Origin of the sequence: Flammeovirga sp. EKP202 (assembly GCF_014534745.1) — a bacterium.
Lineage (GTDB): Bacteria > Bacteroidota > Bacteroidia > Cytophagales > Flammeovirgaceae > Flammeovirga.
Window position 1 is genome coordinate 1 of the sequence record NZ_JACVVP010000012.1, and the last position, 19,143, is coordinate 19,143.

Genomic DNA, 19,143 nt, shown 5'->3' on the forward strand with positions numbered 1-19,143 from the left:
AAGGCGAGTGCAAAGGTAAGAAGAGAAATTTAATTTGCAATGCTTATTTTGTTTTATTTAGAAACTTAATTTTTCATCGCTTTAATCAACTTAGAAACAAATTATTATATCTCTCAAAAGTCTTCTTTTACATCATGTTTTTCCCTCAGCCGTTTGCTGAAGGGAGTGCAAAGGTAATAGAAGGTTTTTTAAATACAATAACTTCTATGAATATTTACATTAAATAAATTTCAACACTCAAACAAACACCTCACTAACAGCAAACTACATTACAGATAAAACTCAAAAATTTAATTCACACCTTAGGCTGTACATCTTAAAATTGAGTTTTCACCCTTTTCACCAACCCTTGATTAATGATTATAGTTATTGAATTCCTACTTCTTTCAACTCGTTGTTTCCATAAAAGGTCGGAAAATACATTAATTCTGCTTTTGCAGGATTAAGATGATAGTTTCCATTGTACCTAGGTAGTAGTTCTACTGTAAAAGTACATTTCCCTTTCTTGAGTGTTTTACAGAAAATAGCTACTTCATTTTTGAAATACTCTCGATGAACTTCGTAGTATGTTCCTTTACGCTTTGAAGCATATGAACACCCTGCCGGAATTGGAACATTGACCATTACATAATCAGCACTTTTTTTGACATCCACTTCTACCACTAAATTGACCTTATTGCCTGCTTTAATATTAGTGTTGCTTTGATCTTCAAAATAAGTGTTTACTTCAAAATGATCGCTCTTTGCTTTTGGAGCATTTTCCCAGTACTTCGTGTATTGCGTTAGATAGATAGGCAAGTCTCCCGATTTGATAATTGTAATTTCATCTCCTTTTTGTAAATCCAACTCCATAGGAAAATTGGAAACAGTCTGATTTATGCTTCCTGATATTGTTAAGGTTTGAGGAATTGGCTCTTTATTACCTTTTAATATATCAGGCAAAACTGTCTCAATTATCTTTGAAGAAGTATAAGTATTTACCCAATACCCCGTCTTTCTTTGCTCTAGGAGATAATTTCTGATTTTCTTTAATTCTTTCTCATGATTGTTTACAGAATCAGCCTTAAAAAGTTGATATACCAAGAGTGTGTTTTGTATATCATTATCAATAATTCTATTTCTCCAACCTACTATGGTCTCCTCCTCTTCTTTATTATAATAGATATTGCCAAACATTGTTGTTTGTTGATATTGCTGTAGACTGTTTAAATCAATTGGCAATCCCTGCTTTTGCTTTAACTGCAAAAGTTGCAATTCATAATTTAGCGATGGATTCTCTTTAGCCTCTAATTCTGAAATATATTTCTGATAATGGCCTTCGGGGTCCAAATCACTTATCAATTGTAATATTTTTAACTTATTAGTTTGAAATTCTTCCGTATGAAAATTCACCAATAGCTTTTCAGTAAGTTCAATTCTATCAAAAGGCACATCAAAGTCATATTTTTGAGCTTCAACAAAGGCTTCCAATACATGTTTAGAAATCCAGTAAGATGTAGTGTTTCCTTCCCACCATCCCCAAAGCTGCTCTTTATTGGTATTTTTAGCCAGCTTTTTAATTAGCTTTTCGATTTCAGGAATAGATTTATACTTTTCACCTCTATGCTTACTTATAGCATATGCGGATAAATGTGTTTTAAGCTTGGATGCTAATTGTTCATTACACAAATAACGGTATTGAATTACATGTTCTATCTCGCTTTCTAATGCTCCTAAGTAACTCGATTTTGCATACACTTTGGTAGGATTATCATTACTTTCAAGATGAATTGTTGTATCAGTCTCAAGAATATAAAATCCTCCTTTAGCTAATTCTATTCCTAATGGATATACCGGTATACTACGTTCTTCTCCATCAAAAAAACCATTTTTAGAAGTTACTGTATAACTTAATGCTACACTATCCTTGGTAGAAGTAAAAGATAAGGTATCAATATGAGCGTCTGAAATTGCTATTGTTTTTTCCCATTGTTTTTGTTGGTCAATAGTGAATACAATATTGGATTGTAAAGTATCTCCCATATAATTCAAGGATTTACCAATTGCTTTCGCTTGATCTGAGGCTACCAAAAATCTTGGCAAATTCACTTGACCCGCTAAAGGCATATAAGATTTAATACTGTGTGTAACGCTCCCTGACTGCTTCTTACCATTCATCGCCAGAAAGTGGGTATTCCATTTGGTGATATCGTCAGGAAAAGTCACTTCAAATTTCACTTTCCCTTCTTTGTCTGACTTTAGCTGTGGTTGCCAAAATGCATTATCCTGAAAATTATTCCTTATTGAGTTTCTGTTTTGAGCCTGTGTGATAAAGTCATTCGTCATCCCTTCGCTTCCTGACATGGCTAATTTTATTTCTTGAAAAGCAGAAGAGGACATTTCTATTAAAATTACACCATTTGATCCTTTGGAACCATACACTGCAATACTTGCGGCGTCTTTAAGTATTGTAATATTTTGAATCAAATTAGGATCAATAGTTGAAAAATCACCCGTAAATACTTTCCCATTGATTACATAAAGCGGATCACCATTTCCTCCCGAAGAAGTCACTCCTCTTATCATAATTGTTTCATCAGGATTTTTCCTAACAGCTACTGATGCCACCGCACCTGTTACTTCTTTTTTACTTTGAGTACCATATCCGATGATAACTATTTCTTCTAGTGCTTCCATGTCAGCTTCCAATATCACTTGTAAAGTTCCTCCTTTCACAACAACATCTTGTTCTTTGTACCCTATAAAACTAAAACGAAGTACATCTCTGTTTTTCGGAATTTTTATTGAAAATTTCCCCTCAAGATCAGTAATTGTACCGTAGTTAGTACCAAGTATATTTACATTCACTCCTGGTAAAGGAGTATTACTCCCCTCTTCATATACTATTCCATTAACTATATTACCTTCTCCCTTAAAACTGAATGCGTCTCTATAATGATGTTGTACTTTTATTAAATCCCTGTCCTTCTGTTCACGTCCACTTTTCTGATAAATTGACTTCTCAATTATTTCTGAAACTTCTTTCCCAAATTGGTCTTGCTTATATTGTTTAGATTGGTTAAAAGAATAATAATTAACTCCTTGTGTATGTATTTTTAAAGAGTCTTCAATGTGATAACGATTTTCAGAATAAAAATAAATCAACTGATAGTACCCGCTATCTAAGGAATGAAAAGTATTGATACTTCCTGGATAGACACGTATAAATTCTGGATCATCTAATTTTACTAATAGTTTATTTAAAGGAAGGAGTGTTTGCTTATCTTTTACTTCATGAATATCAACAATTAGTTTTCCTTTACCATTATATGTTCTTCTTGGATAAGAATAAACAGCCTTGCTTTTCCTTTGCTCCTCTAAATAAAGCTTCCATTTTTTTTTGATTTGTTCTTTTGTCAACACTTCATCATAAAACTCTTGAGTAGCTGAAGACTTCAATTGGAAAATGTGTTTACGAAGATCGAAAGGCTTCATACTTATATTGCTTTCAGAAAAGCTATATTTATTTCCTGAATCAAAATAAAAACTACTTTTATAACCGTCCAATACTGTTAAATCAATTTGACCCAAAACTGGCCCTACCAAATCATATTTTTTACGATAGTAATAGGAAGTATTTAAAAAGTAGACGTTCTCCTTTTGCTCAAGAAGAGCGTAATTACTAAATCTAGTTTGATAAGCTAAAGTATACTTTGACCACAACTCCAACTCTTCATCTGAATAATTCCATTTCCTGTCTTCTACTTTTACATTGGGTAATGGATAGGAGCGATCTACACTGATGATCGATTTTACCCCTTCTTCAAATTCTATATCCTTTAAGAAAAGCTCATTCTTTTCTGTTCGTAATCTTATATTATGTTTGCCTTTCGAAATTCTTACCGCATAGGGTTGATCAATTGTTGCCCAAGCAAAATATACTGGCTCATTGTCTACATAGATCACTTTTACCGGTTCGATGTTTCCTTGATGCACAACAAAAGGAACAAACTGTGTGATGTTGTTTTCTACTAAAGAAGTTGTTTGATAAATCCCTTTTTCAGGAAATAAAAACTGGTAATAAGGAATACTATCCAACCCTGCCAAAACCTTCCATGTTGAATAATCCAAGGATAAGTTTCCTTTTCTTGCTTTATGAGCCAACTGAAAATTATTGACAACTGTTTTCGCTTTTTTCTTTTTTGTAAAAATGGGTGGGTTCTTCTCAGTATGATCAAACTTTTTGGTAATTCCATAGGCCGTGATATCTACCCCTTCTACTGGCTTCCCTTTATGATCAGTCACTTTCACTTCAATCGTAGAGTTTTGACCCGGTGATATCAACTGTGGGGCATCAACATCAAGATTTAAGCGATAATCGTTCAACGCACCAATTATATAATTTTCCTTTTTCACTTCACCTCCCCAAAGGTAATTGATCGTAAAGTAGTAGTTCTGATTGTCTTTTACACCTATCTTAAAATGTAAGTCTTTTGTATATCCCTTCTGTTGTAATGCATTTTTCTTATAGAAAGTGTAAACAAATGGAAGATTTCTAGGGTTGCTCACCTCTACCTCAATAGAGTCTGCTGTTCTATCTGTATATACCTGTAAGGCAGAAAATAGATCGCTGATTTTAATTACTTGCTCATAGTCCTCTAATTCTACCTTGTAACTTTCATAAAAGGGCGAAATGGAAAGCTTTAAAGGAAACTTCCCTTCTCTCTGTAGCGTAGTATTCCCGAAGGCATCCACCCCATACACTTTCCCTTTTTTTTCTACAGTATCACCATTGAACAAATAACTCAATTCAAGCTCTTCTTTTTGTAAGCTAGATGCAATTTCATGTTGCTCATACCAGTATTGTAGTGTTTTTGTTTTTTGCTTTACCTCATTGTCAGATGTACTCATGACTACTTTGACTTTATACTCAAAACTTGCTTTAGGAAACAAACTATCTGATAAGACAATCTTCGTTTCTCCTTTTGGAGCTAAATCTTGATGAGTAGTATAAAGTGTGTCTGGCACAAAAACACTTTCCGCATAATATTCACTAATTTTTTTGGTCATTACTATGACTTCCACTTTAGCATCCATCAACGAAAGCTCATTCTCGTCCGTGGCCATTATAAATAAGTTTGCTTTTTTTCCTTTGAAGTGGTTTTCATTTTCCACTCTGACGGTCAGCTCATTTTTCCCCAACTCATAATCTTCATACTTGAATCTTCCTTCAACTATAGTATTCTCTTTCTCATCTAAGAGTTTTATAGTGTAGTTATAATCCAATTTAAGATCTAATGAGTCTACTAGATTAAAATCATAAGTATAACCACCCTTATCATAAGGCACTATTTCTCCGAGTTTCTTCTCTTTAGAATACCTTGATACTACAACAGTCAATGGTTTATGATAAGGTTTCCCTGTTTTCTTGTGAACGATATACGTTTTAAACTTCACCTTTTCATAAGGTTTGTATTTGGGTTTACTAAATACAAAGTAGCCCTTATAATCACTTTGATACCTCGACTTTTTCTTAAAAATATTTTTTGTTTGATAAATCGTTCCGGTGGGATATTGATTTTTAATGCTCTTTACACCATCAATAGGTAAATAAACAATATACTGAATTGGCAGATAAATGTATTTCAACGGAAAACTATACACTACCTTCTTATAGCTTCTTTTAAATGCTGAATTGTTATGTCGTTTCGAAAGATCAATAAAGCTAGTGTATTCACCATAAGTTACTTTAAGCAATCCATCTTTATTTGATTTTTGATCTACATAAGAGTGTCTTTCAGCATCAAAACGCAGCTTGACTTGATTTACTTTTACGGTTGCATTTTCAATACTATTCCCTTCAAGGTCGTACACTTGCACTACCAAATCTTTGTCATTGTTTAAAACAAAGACGTCTATTGCTTCTTGGGAATAAAGCTCAACGTGTTGGAAACCCTTTTCTGCTTTCGTTAATAAATAATGACCCGTGGGATATTTTGTTTTCTGAGATTGAAGGTCTTCTGCTACGGAATCGACTAAAGAGTGATAAAAAGAGTCATCAATAGTTTGTATTCCTTTTTTGAAAATCTGCTCCGCTTCTTGGTTTGTAATCTGATACACATAAGTGTAATAACTTGATTGAGGTGATTTTAATAGACCTTGAGCAAACATCGTTGTCGAAATTAGCCCAAGGAAGATAAAGTATCTTAGCTTGCTTAACATTCTACAGTGTTATTTTTAATTGTGTTAGTTTATAATATTGATCCAGTATTAAACAATAAATATAACCGACTACCTTAAACATAAAAAAGTAGATACTAGGCAATTAGTAATTTATAACCTCATTTTTATTAAAATTATCCCTCAGGAAAAATTATTTTCCTAATAACTGGCAATCCAAGTTCAATGTAAGATAGACAATAATCGCATTAATTTAATAAAATACTCATTCGCAGATAATAATCACTAGTTCGTAGATTTTATGCTGTACTCTAGTAAGCAAAAACTAATTTTATTCTCAACAAAAAACGATAGACAAAATGAAAAAGAAATATTTAATCGGGTTATTGACATTGAGTATTATAGGCTCTGCATATACCATCAACCGTCAATCAAAAGATAACTTGAAATATCCGATTGTTGGAACAAATCAAACTAAAGCTTTTGATAATAAGAAAGAGATAAAATTACCTAAAGAAGGAAGTTCATTTTATGGACAAAATGCCAATTTCCTTGGAAATACACCTCAATATAAAGACAATGGTGATGGCACTGTCACTGATTTAGTTACAGGGTTGATGTGGCAAAAATCATTGGATCATAATGGTGATGGTAAAATTGATGTAAACGATAAATTGTCTTATAAAGACCTTCTGAAACAAGTGAAAAAAGAGAATACAGGTGGCTATACGGATTGGCGTTTACCTACCATTAAGGAGTTGTATTCTTTGATTATGTTTAGTGGGCAGGATATCAATCCTAAAGCAAAAAATGTAAACGCCAACCAACCTTTTATCAATACTGATTATTTTGATTTTGCCTACGGCGATACTGAAGCAGGAGAACGTTTGATCGATCAACAATGTGCTACAAGTACACTCTACTACGGTGAACAGGAACTAATCTTTGGGGTCAACTTTGCAGATGGAAGAATCAAAGGTTACGGTAAAAAGTTACGCAATAAGGAAAAGCTTTTTGGGTACTTTTTAGTTAGAGGAAATACGGATTATGGCACTAATGATTTTAGAGATAATGGCGATGGTACTATTTCAGATTTGAACACTGGTTTGATGTGGATGAAAGCTGATTCAAAAGAAGGAATGAATTGGGAAGAGGCATTAAAATATGCTCAAGAAAATAAGACAGGAAATCACTCTGATTGGAGATTACCCGATGCCAAAGAACTAGAATCTATTGTGGATTATGAGAGAGTTGCTAAAAATGATGATCACCCTGCCATCGACCCTATTTTTGATATTTCTTCTATCCAAAATGAAAGGGGAGAAAATGACTTTGCTTTTTATTGGTCCAATACCACTCATGAAAGTAGTGGTAGAAATGGTGGTGGTACAGCTGTCTATGTAGCTTTTGGAAAATCACTAGGAAATATGCCTACTAGACCTGAAAGAGGTAATGGTAATAGACAACGACCTATGGGCCCTCCTCCAGGCGGAAGGCCTCCACATGGTCAAGGAAATGTTCAACAAGGACCTCCTCCAATGATGCAATCTAATAGCAACCAAGCTCCAAATTGGATTGACATTCATGGAGCGGGAAGTCAAAGAAGTGATCCAAAATCTGGTGATCCTTCAAAATATAAAAATGGTAGAGGACCTCAGGGAGATGCGATCAGAATTAATAATTATGTTCGTTTAGTTAGAACTATTTAATTGTGAGGGAAGAATAAGAGACATGCATACGTGCACCACGACTGAAGTCGTAGCTTGTGATACTTACTCCACCAACACTAAAGTGTTGGCTTCGTTATCAACCTCAAGACTTCAGTCTTGGATAGGTTGCTGTATCACCTGCCCATAGTTTTAACTATGGTGCACGAAACATCTTTCTAATTTAAATCCCAAGATCAAAAAAAATAGCCTTCACAAAACCGTGAAGGCTATTACTCATCTATAATTATTATACAACTTCTGCAATTAGATCAACTCTACTACCTCTTCCATTTCTAATCTCTGCTTCGAAGTTTTAGAAGGTTGGTTACCATCTTCTTCATCTCTGTAACCAATCATTACAGCAACAAGTGGTTGATAGCCCTCTAAACCTAAAATTTCTTTGTACTTGTCATTTTCAATGCCCTCCATTGGTGTAGAATCAATGTTCATTGACGCAATAGCAGATAAGAAATATCCTACTGCTAAATACACTTGCTCAGACATCCAAGTCTTGATTTTTTCTTCTCCTTGAGGCTTTAAGAAATTATTGTAGTACCAAACTGCTCCTTCTGCCAAGTAAGATTCCATTTTGCCTTCAAACTTCGCTAAATCATCTACTACACTAAATACTACAACGTGACTTCCTTCTACTAATTTCTCCTCATTGAAATAAGAAGCTTTACCTAATTTCTCTTTCACTTCTTGATCACCTACAATCGTAAATTTCCAAGGTTGAGAATTGATTGAAGAAGGGCTGTATTGAAGGATTTCTTTGATTTTTTCAATATCAACTGCACTTACTCTTTTAGAGGCGTCGTATTTTTTTGTAGTGTATCTCGACTTTGCTACTTCTAAGAATTCCATAATGTTTATCTTTTTATTGTTTGATTTCTGAACTTTAAATTGAAAAATAGTTGCTAATAAATCTGTTTTAGATGTTGCATCTAAATTATTTTTAGTAACTTTACTTTTGATAGTTACAAACATAATTAGTGTTGTTATAGAAATCAATAACGGGCAAAAATGTAAGTATCTATTTTTAACGTTTATTAAATATAAAAGCAATGAAATTTAAAGTTGACGGGAAAGAATATCCTTGCTGTACCAGCTTGACGATGAAATATATAGGCGGAAAATGGAAATCCGTGATTCTGATCCACCTAAAAGATGGTACACTGAGATACAATGAAATCAGGAAGTTAATTCCTACGGTGAGTGAAAGAACGCTTAGCCTTCAATTAAAACAACTAGAGGAAGATGGATTGATCGTAAGAGAAGTAATCCCAACTGATAAACCTCCTTTGAGGGTTGAATACAGCATGACTGATTTTGGGAAAACGCTTATTCCTTTATTAGTTATGATTTCTGAATGGGGTGAAGAAGCAGTAAAGTGGGACCCGAAAATTGAAGAAATTGAGGAATAGAAAAGGTGAGCCTTTTGACTCATCTTTCCTTTTTTAGTTCACTTCTTCTTCTCTGTTGCGCTCTCCTAACTTAATATCACTAACTTTTAGATGATTATAAGTAGGATAAAACGGCAGATTTGATTCACCTATCAACTCATCTAAATAATAATAACCGTCCTTATTCTTTTTATAGGTAGTCTCCTGTTTTGTGAAAGGCATGGATGCAACTTTAGCCCCGTGCCTTTTAAGTTTTCTATCTCCTTCATAAAATTTCTTTGATTCCTTCTCATTATGAACAACATAACAGTCTACTTTTAGTAATGCATAATCCTCTGCATTAATATGAAGGACTCCATTAATTGTTTCCAAAAACATAAAAACACTACTTCTGAATGACAGATTTTTGGCTTTATATTTAATCACATAAATTTCCTTTCCATCTTCTATGATAACATCCGAAAATTCTAAATCATATTTGGATAGTTTGCCCTTATTTAAAAAGTTATTATTTCTGATAGCTATCACATCATTGTGAGTAAAAACTCTCAACATTGTTGACGATTTTTTCGGATCAAATTCCGTGTAAGAAGGAGAATCACTTTTTAATGAGTCTATTGGACATCCTCGGGCACTTATTAGCTTTGTAAAATTACCAGAATCTCTATATCCAAATAACGGCCAAGATTGATAACCAATATTACGATGTAAATCTATTTCTCTTTCTACATAATAAACCCCATTCTTCTTTGTTTGAGTAATCATATCAGCGTCAATATCATAAGAGAATGATCCTTGGTTATAATTCTTAGGGATATTCTGAATCACCTTTTTCATAATACTTTTCGCTGTTAATGGCTCACTTGAAATCGTTAGTGTAGACATTTCTTCTACTTTTGGCTTTAAACCTATTTCCAAATTGGTTTTAGAAGAGGCAATTGTGATAGTTTCGTATCCCAAAGACGAAATCACAATTGAATCTTGTGGAGATGGAAGTCCTATTTCAAAGATGCCTTTATCGTTGGTTGAGGTTCCTGTTTTAGATTCAGAAGTAAAGACATTTGCATAAGGAATTGGTTCTTTGGTATTCTGGTCAAATACGATTCCTACTTGCTTCTCAAATGTGGAATTGTCTTTAAAGTAATAAACTGGTAGATCCTTTTTTTGACCTTTTTTTAGTTCAAACGTAAAGGTTGTACCCTTTGTATTGCTTTGCTGTATATTATCTGATTTTAGTTGAGATTCTCCACAATCATATCCTTTATAAGTGCCTTTCTTTAATTGATTGACAAAAAACATCCCATCAAATACCAATGACCAATCCGTTTTCAGTTCTTCGATTCCTCCTCCTTCAGTACCTATGACATTACTTTTGAAAACAACTTTCTCATTTAAACTTAAAAAGGCAAAAGCATTTCCTGATTCATAAAAATGATCTTCAATATTATCTTCAGTATAGATATCATCGTCTTGCCCTGTAAAAGCTAAGATATAAGCTTTATCTCCCCACTTCTCTTTAATATAACTCCCCATTGGATTAAACTCATCCAACTCTTCAAGAACTCCTCTTATTTTATTCATCAAATGACCTGTCGCACCCCAAACTATGATTTTTTTGTCATGATATTTATTCGCAAGATAAAGTAAATTCTCACCCATCAATCGATCTCTAACATTGCTGTCTTTTGCTTTGAATTCCTCTTGTGTTTTCTTTTGAGATTTGTTGTAATAATAATCTTTAGCTGTTTCTGAAATAAAATGAAGCGTTTGAATCAGATCTTTTTTAGTCACTTGATCTGACTTAGCAATCGCTTCTTTTAAGTAATTGTTATGGTTTAAGAACTTTTCAATATCTAATGCCTTAGGAAAATCATAATCTTGAATGAACTCCATACAGTTTTCCCAATCTTGATACTCTTCCTCAGAATTGAAATAAGGAGCGAAATCTTTTATCAATGTTTCTTGAGCATAATAACCACTTAATTGATTGTCAAAGCCATGCACTTTCAGCGTTTCATAGTTTTCAGCGACGTAATCCATAAATGGATGAAACTCTTCTTGAGAAGTCAATATTGAGAAAATGCTATTCGTATAGGCAAACTTGATATTTTCTCCCCTTGCGATAGCTTCATGCGATTTGTTTAAGTCATAAAACCCACTTTCAAAGGCTACGATTTCAAATCCCATTTCTTGATGGAGCATTTTCATCACTTCAGTTTTGGCTGTAAAAATATTACCATGGTTGTGATCCGGTTCACCCAAAAGGACAATTCTGGCATCTCCTATATCCTCTTTCAATGCTGAAAACTGATGGAAATTTAGAGTGTCATAGTAGTGGAAATTGAGTTTTTGTTGTGCAAAAAGAGTAGCATTTAATAGTAAGAAGCAAATCGAGAGCATTGCTTTAAGTTGTTGTCTCATTGAGGTTATTATTTAAAGTTATAGTCGTTTTCGTACTCTAAAAATAAAAAACTATATCTATCTCTCAAACAGTAGTGATTCAGAGAGTATTAATAATAGGTAAATTCCATCTGATAACACCTTAAAAGTTTTCAATCCCTCAAAAAATCAATTATTATTGCACCTCCTAAACAAAATAATATTTTGTTACACCCATGAAAAACTTCGAAGAGAAATATAATTTAATAGTAAAAATAGGAAATGCACTCCATAAATTCGGATGTTCATCATTACGAGTGGAAACTTATATACAAGATGTAGCCAAACATATTGGGGTGGAAGTTTCTTGTCAGGTTACAACCAATACCCTCAATTATCAGGTAGAGGACCCTCAGACCAAAGAACGTCAAGTGTTACTCCAATACATTCCTTTGGGAAGTAATAATTTGGGAAAATTGGCAGACCTTCATAAACAAATCAGAAAAGCTTTTAAGGAAGGACACGACTACGAAACAATAACCCAAAACATTGATAAGGTAATTCAAAAGAAGAAGATCTATAATGAATTTAACTTGGCCCTCGCCTATATTATCATACCGCCTTCATTCTTGGGATTGATAGGTGCTAGTTGGGTCACTTTCGGTTTTAGTTTTCTGATGGGATTTATTGGCTATCTCATCACAAAAAGCGTCAGTAGGTTCAATACCTCACGCTATACCGTGGAGTTTTACACCGCCTTTATTTGTTCCTTTATCGGCTGTCTCTGTAAATATTTCATTCCGGATTTGGATGTAATTGAACTAAGTTTGGCCTCCGTGATCTTATACGTACCTGGCTTGACCATTTCTATTGCATTAGAGGAAATATCATTTAACCAGTTCAATTCTGGATCTGGCTTCCTTTTCAACGCTATCATGATTTTTCTGAAGCTATTTATTGGTGTCTATTTAGGAATGGCTTTGGGACACTTTATTTTTGGGTTGAAAGAGGATATTTACCATAATGAAATTCCTCAATGGATGCACCTTTTCGCCCTGCCTGCATTATCAATTGGCCTAGGAGTAGTATTCAATACAAAACCGAAAGACCTCTTTATTGGTCTCTTTCTAGCAGTCATAGCATTTTGGGGACCTATGGTATTCCAAGAAAATATAGGTTGGATTTTTGGGACATTTATTAGTGCATTTCTGATCACATTTTTGAGTATCTTATTAGGTAAGTGGAGCAATGTACCTCCTTCGGTCTATTTACTACAAGGTATAGTTATTCTCGTTCCTGGTAGTAGACTTTTCATGGGATTATCACACCAATTCAGAAACGACCCCATTATAGACAATCCCAGCATAGGTACTTCTGGACTTTTAATGTTTTGTGCCATTGTGGTAGGCATGTTGGTAGCCTACAGTACTTACTATCCCAATCTTGACAATAGAGATGAAGTGATATAAAAAAGAAAGCATCGAATGGAATCTACCACCCGATGCTTTTCTAACACGTTTTATCTTCTAGAGAAAGTCCTCGTGTACAGGAACTTTAATTCGTTATTTTACAGGGTATTTGTTGAAAATACTCTTCACAAAACGATTAATATTTCTCTCTCTTATGACTGGACTCTCCTGCTTTTCTGAAAGCGTACTTACAGCTGCAGCCTCCCAAAGTAATTTTCTTTGTTTCGTGTCAAAAATATCTATTACGAAAGTTCCTTCTGTATATTCATATTCAGAATAGTGCGTAGCACCCATACCCCAAGGGCCGTACCATCCACCGTATCCGGCATTATAAGAAGTAACACTTTTCTTTTCCTTTGTAGTGAACACCATACCAACTTGCAAATCTGCAGTTGTATCTTGTTCAGCATAAGTATATCCTAAGTTTTGCATGTTAGCAATAACAGCATTCTTTACTCTTTCTCTATCAAACTGATTGATTTTAGCGTTTGTTTTTTGGAAAGGTAAAAGACTAAAAGTCTGGTACGCTTTAAAATCCGTTCCAGGATTATAGTCCGTCATTATTTTCGTTGAAGAACATGATGTTACCAAAAACGCAACACTGACCAACATTGCAGCCGATAATAATAATTTTTTGAGATTTTTCATGATGATAATATTTTGATTGTTTAGAACGAAATAAGCCGAGTATCTCATTTTAAGTACCAAGATAAATGTAATTGAAGTTATATTTCTTTTTTCAAGAAAGTCTTCATTTACCTCTATCCTATTACTTATTCCGTAAATATTATAAATACTCACGAATTCTTTATTAAAGTTTACTGATTAACAGTCTGTAAGTTTTAAGAGGTAACAATCTTTAAGTGGATATACATAATTTTAACTTAACAACTTTAAATTTTGTAGTTAAAATTACGATCGTATTTAAAGCAAAAAAAAGACGCTACTAATGCAACGTCTTTCTCTCTATTGTATAAAAAACCGAAGTATAAAATACATGAAATGATTAATATACTTACTAAGACAATCGGTAAAACAGGCAGAGGAGAATTCTTCCTCTGCTTGTATTTAATTCATTGTCCGTTATATTATTATTCACCTAAATTCTATCATTGATTTAGTCAACGTCCCACCATAATGGTGATCCGCCAGTATCGCCAGTAGCTTTAGCATTTTCAGCCTTTAAAGCTTCTACACCGATATTGTATGCTTCTGCATTGTTTACAGTCTCACCGTCAGGGTAACGTAAACGCTTGATATAATCACCTGCAGGAACATCTCCATTACTCTTATTAAATCTTACTGGGAAGATTTGAGGGTAACCAGTTCTTCTAAACTCAGACCAAGCTTCCATTCCCTCAGGGAACATTGCGATCCACTTTTGAGTAATGATTTGCTCTAAAGCTTTTGATGCATCGTATTTAATAGTTACATCACTCATTGCTTCAATGCTATAATCTGTACCATAAGTAGCATCTGAAACATCTACATAGTCAGCAGGTACACTTGTAGCATCCTGTAAGTATGTACCTACCTCATCTGACAAATTATGTCTTTCAAAAGATTGTCTAATACCTGCTTCATAAAGCTCTTGTGCAGTACCACCTGCATTCCATCCGTTTAGAGCTGCTTCAGCTCTCAAGAAGTAAACTTCAGCCGAAGTCATTAATACGATAGGAGTCGTTTGATTTACAAAATCAGGGTTGATTCTTGAGTAATATTGATAATCACCTCTACCGTCAGGTAAATCGATACCAGATCTTACACCTGCAAATCCATTTTTAATTACAGGACCATCTTCAGGACCACCTGCTTCAGTGAAATATACTCCTGCTCTTGGATCATTGAAACCTGTAAGAATAGATTCCATATCAGCACCCATTTTAATATCACCCCATATCTCAGAAATTGTAGCTAATGGATGGATGATTGGAGAAACACCTTGACCTACTTGAGCAATATCTCCAGCTTCAAAAACACCAGTTGCGATAGCTTCTTCGGCATATTTTTTAGCAGATGCAGGATCTACATTTGAGATTCTCATCGCTAATCTCAATTTTAATGAAGCCGCTAACTTTTTCCACATCAAGAAATCACCTTGATACAAATCATCTACTGCTGAGAAAACTGACATTGGTTCTGAATCAGCCTCTAAGTTTGCTATTGCTAGATCTAACTCTTGGAAAAACTTAGTATAAACTTCCTTTTGACCATCATATGTCACCTCTGGTGTACCATACTTTACATATGGAATAGGACCATAGATATCAGTTAGTCTATGCATACCTAATACTTTCAATACCAAAGCAGGTGCATATAATTTAGGTGTTACATCTTCAGAGATACCATCGATAGAACTCGCCGGGTTCATTACATTTTCGAAGCCGATCGACCATGGCCAAACGTTCCAAATAAGGTTGTAGTGAGTAGCATTAGAGTTACCTGCAAATGGAGTTGGAGGTGCCATATACCCTGAGAATACATCCCCATTTAAGTTTTGCTGTACTTGCCATCTCCAGTTTGAGTTATCAAAGTTGAAATAAACTGAACGAGAAAGCTGAGGAAAGAAACCTCTTACAAGCATACCGTCTGCCTTACCTGACTCTTGGTTGATTTGATTTTGATCCTTATTGATTTCTTCAAATTCACTTGTACAAGCCGTAAACATTCCAGCTGCTAGTACTGTCGGTAATATATATCTTTTTACTATTGATTTCATTGTAATGCTTTGTTTAGAATTAGAAATTAACTCTTAAGTTCAAACCTACACTTCTTGTAGTTGGTAAGCTAAAGAAGTTAAGTCCTTGAACACCAACACCTGTAGACATTACTACATCTGGATCGAAAGGTGCTGCATTGTAGAAGAAGAATAAGTTTCTACCTACTGCTGATAGTGTTACATCACTTAAAGGACCTACATTGTTAAATGTATAACCAATCGATAATTCTCTTAATCTAATGTTTGTTTGGTCGTATAAGTATTGAGAAGTAACACCTGCTCTACCTGAAGTTGCATTTAAGTATTTTACTGGATCAAATGAGATACCTTCAACTTCTACTGAACCGTCGTTCTCCACTGCTTCTGCATAAGCTACTGATGTTCCCTCAGCATCCATGTATGAATCAGTTAATGACAATGTTTGTCCTCCAAACTTACCATCGATCACCATGTTTAAAGTAAATCCTTTGTATTTCAATGTGTTCGCCCAACCTGCGATAAAATCAGGGTTAGAGTTTGATTTAATTGACTCTTCTGGAGTAATACCTGCTGCACTTGGTACACCGTTATCATCTACGATGATTGTTCCATCTTCATTTCTAGCAAAATCAGCTGTCCAAATCTCGCCAATCGCTCCACCTTTTCTAAGTACTTGCATGTAGTTGATGTTACCACCATTCGTTACGATATCAAACTCAGCTTCTGTACCATTGTCACGAGTATATAATTCCTTGATTTCGTTTACATTTCTAGACAAGTTCAAGGTAGTGCTCCATGTTAAATCGCCTTGAGAAACTGGCATTGCTGAAATTGATAATTCAAAACCTCTGTTTTCAACATCACCTGCGTTTACATATCTTTTGTTGAAGTTAGAAGTACCAAGACGGTTATCTACTCTAAACAACTGGTTAACTGTATTTGTCTTATAGAAATTGGCATCTAGGTATAATAAACCATTGAATAGTTCTAACTCAGCACCAAATTCGATAGAAGTAGATAGCTCAGGTTTTAAGTTATCTGCTGGAGAAATATCAGAATATGCTAAATCACCATTAAAGTTGATACCGTGTTGTAATATTGTCAAACCTGCATTTGCATCATTACCTAATACTGTATAGTTACCTCTTACTTTCGCTAAAGAAATCACTTCTGGTAAGTCAAACATATTATTTAATACTGCTGTAAGACCTACTGATGGATAGAAGAATGAATTATCTCCTACTGGTAATGTTGATGACCAATCATTACGTCCTGTTACATCTAAATACACCATTTCTTTGTATCCTAATGACGCTGAAGCAAAAACAGATTGTACTTGACGTTGAGTTGCTGCTTCTCTTGGTACCATACCCTCCGGTAAACTTGCTACTGTAAAGATATTAGTATACTTGATCGAACGTTTATCCGATGTTACTCTGTAAAGTGAATTCTTTTCATCTCTAATAGCACCACCTACTAACGCAGTTATGTTAAAATCATTGATCTTCTTGTTGTAGTTTAAGATCGCATCAGCATAAGTCATCGTATTAGAAAACTCATCTTTAAAGTATCCACCATGAGATAAACCTGTACCAGGATCTACACTAATATTGATTGGGTTAGTAGTAGCATGTGCTTTTCTTTCCCATACATCGTCAGTGGCATCAATATTTGCACGACCTTGAATCGAGAAGTTCTCATTGAACTTATAACTCAATGAACCCGACAACATATAACGATTACGTATATCTTCAGAAGTAGCTTTATCTAATAACCAGTAAGGGTTCTCATTCGCAATTTCTGATCTTACAGGAGCAGCATAGTTTTGCTCATAAATCTGTCTTGTCTTATTCCAAGTTTGATAGTTATTCTTTAATTCATCTTGAGAGATTGATCTAGATGAAAGGTATGAACTATAAATTGGGTTCATGTAAGCACCTGCTGAAGGTCTGTTAAAGCCTTCTTGAGTAATGTAGTTTGCAGAAAATCTCATTTCTAATTTATCATTTCTGCTTTTTGTAGTAGTGTTGAATGAAAAATTATGCTTATTGAAAGTGTTCGTTGGCATTACGCCTTGAGCATTTGTATTTGCATAAGAAGCATAGAACTGAGAATTATCTCCACCTTGACTATACGATAATGAGTTTACCCAAGTAGTACCTGTCTCATAAAAATCATCTGACGTATGTGCTTTGTGATTGATTGCATTTCCTTCTGCATCATACTTTGATTGCATTTCAGGGTATAAATAAGCCTGTTCTGCCATAAAGTTAGAAGAGAAAGACACTCTAGACTGACCTGCTTCTCCTTTTTTTGTTGTAATCATGATCACACCATTGGCAGCTTGTGAACCATATAAAGCTGACGCTGCAGCACCTTTAAGAACATTGATACTTTCAATATCCTCTGGGTTGATGTTAGAGATACCATCACCACCATCACGGCTTGGGTTTTCAATTTCACCCGGCTGAGCAGCACCTTGACCTGCCATTGGCACACCATCGATTACATAAAGTGGTGAACTACTTCCGCTTACAGAACGGTTACCTCTAAGGTTAATTTTTACTGATCCACCTGCACCAGATCCACTTCTTGATAATTGAAGACCTGCCACACGACCAGATAAAGAGTTCATTACGTTAGGGTCTTTAGCTGTAATTAAATCCTCTGAACTAACAGATTGTGTTGAATAAGTTAAGCTTTCCGCTGATCTTTCAACACCTAACGCTGTTACTACAACTTCTTCTAGTTGTTCTGCGTCAACGTCTAATGAAATGTCGAAAGTCGATTGGTTTTCAACAAGAACTTCTTTTGAAACAAAACCAATGTAAGAGAAAACTAATGTTCCTCCTTTTTCAACTGATAAGGCAAACTCACCATTGAAATCGGTTGTTGTACCTACAGATGTACCTTTAATTAATACGTTTACACCTGGTAATGGCTCTCCTGTGCCATTTTCTTTTACTGTACCTTTCACAAGTGACTCTTGTGCTTGAAGGAAATTTGTCATTAGTAGTAGGCTAACGACGAATGTTAGTAGTCTGAATTTCATATTGAACTGAAGGTTAGATGAACAGACGATGTGAGCAGAGAGTAATATTTATTGTGCCCACAAGCAAAGGAAACACTCCCTTGCATTTTCTTGATATCGTAAATGTATAACAGACACTTAAGGTTTTTTAAAAAAATAGATTAACAGTGGTTAACTCATGTTATATAACATTAATTTAAGGACGAACAGCATTCATCTAAGGATAAATGTCATTAAATTATATATTTGTAACATAAATCTAATTTAATTGTCTCATTGACATTTAACATATAAT

The 19,143-nt window shown here is 34.5% G+C and carries 10 protein-coding genes; 4 read left to right on the plus strand and 6 right to left on the minus strand.

Annotated elements, in window-relative coordinates; all coding sequences use genetic code 11:
* Positions 1-227, plus strand: a 227-nt coding sequence (locus tag IC221_RS29545; RefSeq protein ID WP_223241342.1) for a hypothetical protein, incomplete at its 5' end; no start/stop codon positions are given.
* A gap of 139 nt (positions 228-366) precedes the next feature.
* On the opposite strand, the gene IC221_RS09375 is transcribed toward IC221_RS29545, so the two are convergent.
* Positions 367-6,201, minus strand: coding sequence for a carboxypeptidase-like regulatory domain-containing protein (locus tag IC221_RS09375; protein ID WP_188168728.1), 5,835 nt, complete (start codon positions 6,199-6,201; stop codon positions 367-369).
* Between the two features lie 317 nt (positions 6,202-6,518).
* Between IC221_RS09375 and IC221_RS09380 the strand changes: the two genes are divergently transcribed.
* Positions 6,519-7,868, plus strand: a complete 1,350-nt coding sequence (locus IC221_RS09380; RefSeq protein ID WP_188168729.1) for a DUF1566 domain-containing protein — start codon at positions 6,519-6,521, stop codon at positions 7,866-7,868.
* A 264-nt stretch (positions 7,869-8,132) separates the two neighbouring features.
* Here the strand turns inward: IC221_RS09380 and IC221_RS09385 are convergent, their stop codons facing one another.
* Complete coding sequence (locus IC221_RS09385; protein WP_188168730.1) at positions 8,133-8,732, minus strand: nitroreductase family protein; 600 nt, start codon at positions 8,730-8,732, stop codon at positions 8,133-8,135.
* 200 nt (positions 8,733-8,932) lie between these two features.
* On the opposite strand from IC221_RS09385, the gene IC221_RS09390 reads away from it, so the two are divergent.
* Positions 8,933-9,292, plus strand: coding sequence for a helix-turn-helix domain-containing protein (locus IC221_RS09390; protein ID WP_188168731.1), 360 nt, complete (start codon positions 8,933-8,935; stop codon positions 9,290-9,292).
* A 33-nt stretch (positions 9,293-9,325) separates the two neighbouring features.
* On the opposite strand, the gene IC221_RS09395 is transcribed toward IC221_RS09390, so the two are convergent.
* A complete protein-coding gene (locus IC221_RS09395) occupies positions 9,326-11,692 on the minus strand; it encodes an erythromycin esterase family protein (protein WP_188168732.1) in 2,367 nt (788 codons plus the stop codon).
* 194 nt (positions 11,693-11,886) lie between these two features.
* On the opposite strand from IC221_RS09395, the gene IC221_RS09400 reads away from it, so the two are divergent.
* Positions 11,887-13,119, plus strand: a complete 1,233-nt coding sequence (locus IC221_RS09400; protein ID WP_188168733.1) for a threonine/serine exporter ThrE family protein — start codon at positions 11,887-11,889, stop codon at positions 13,117-13,119.
* A gap of 93 nt (positions 13,120-13,212) precedes the next feature.
* On the opposite strand, the gene IC221_RS09405 is transcribed toward IC221_RS09400, so the two are convergent.
* From IC221_RS09405 to IC221_RS09415, 3 genes are all read right to left on the minus strand, one after another.
* On the minus strand, positions 13,213-13,767 hold the full coding sequence (locus IC221_RS09405) for a DUF4136 domain-containing protein (RefSeq protein WP_172665830.1): 555 nt from the start codon (positions 13,765-13,767) through the stop codon (positions 13,213-13,215).
* A gap of 469 nt (positions 13,768-14,236) precedes the next feature.
* A complete protein-coding gene (locus IC221_RS09410) occupies positions 14,237-15,838 on the minus strand; it encodes a RagB/SusD family nutrient uptake outer membrane protein (protein WP_188168734.1) in 1,602 nt (533 codons plus the stop codon).
* 19 nt (positions 15,839-15,857) lie between these two features.
* A complete protein-coding gene (locus IC221_RS09415; protein ID WP_188168735.1) occupies positions 15,858-18,869 on the minus strand; it encodes a TonB-dependent receptor in 3,012 nt (1,003 codons plus the stop codon).
* Positions 18,870-19,143 lie beyond the last annotated feature (274 nt).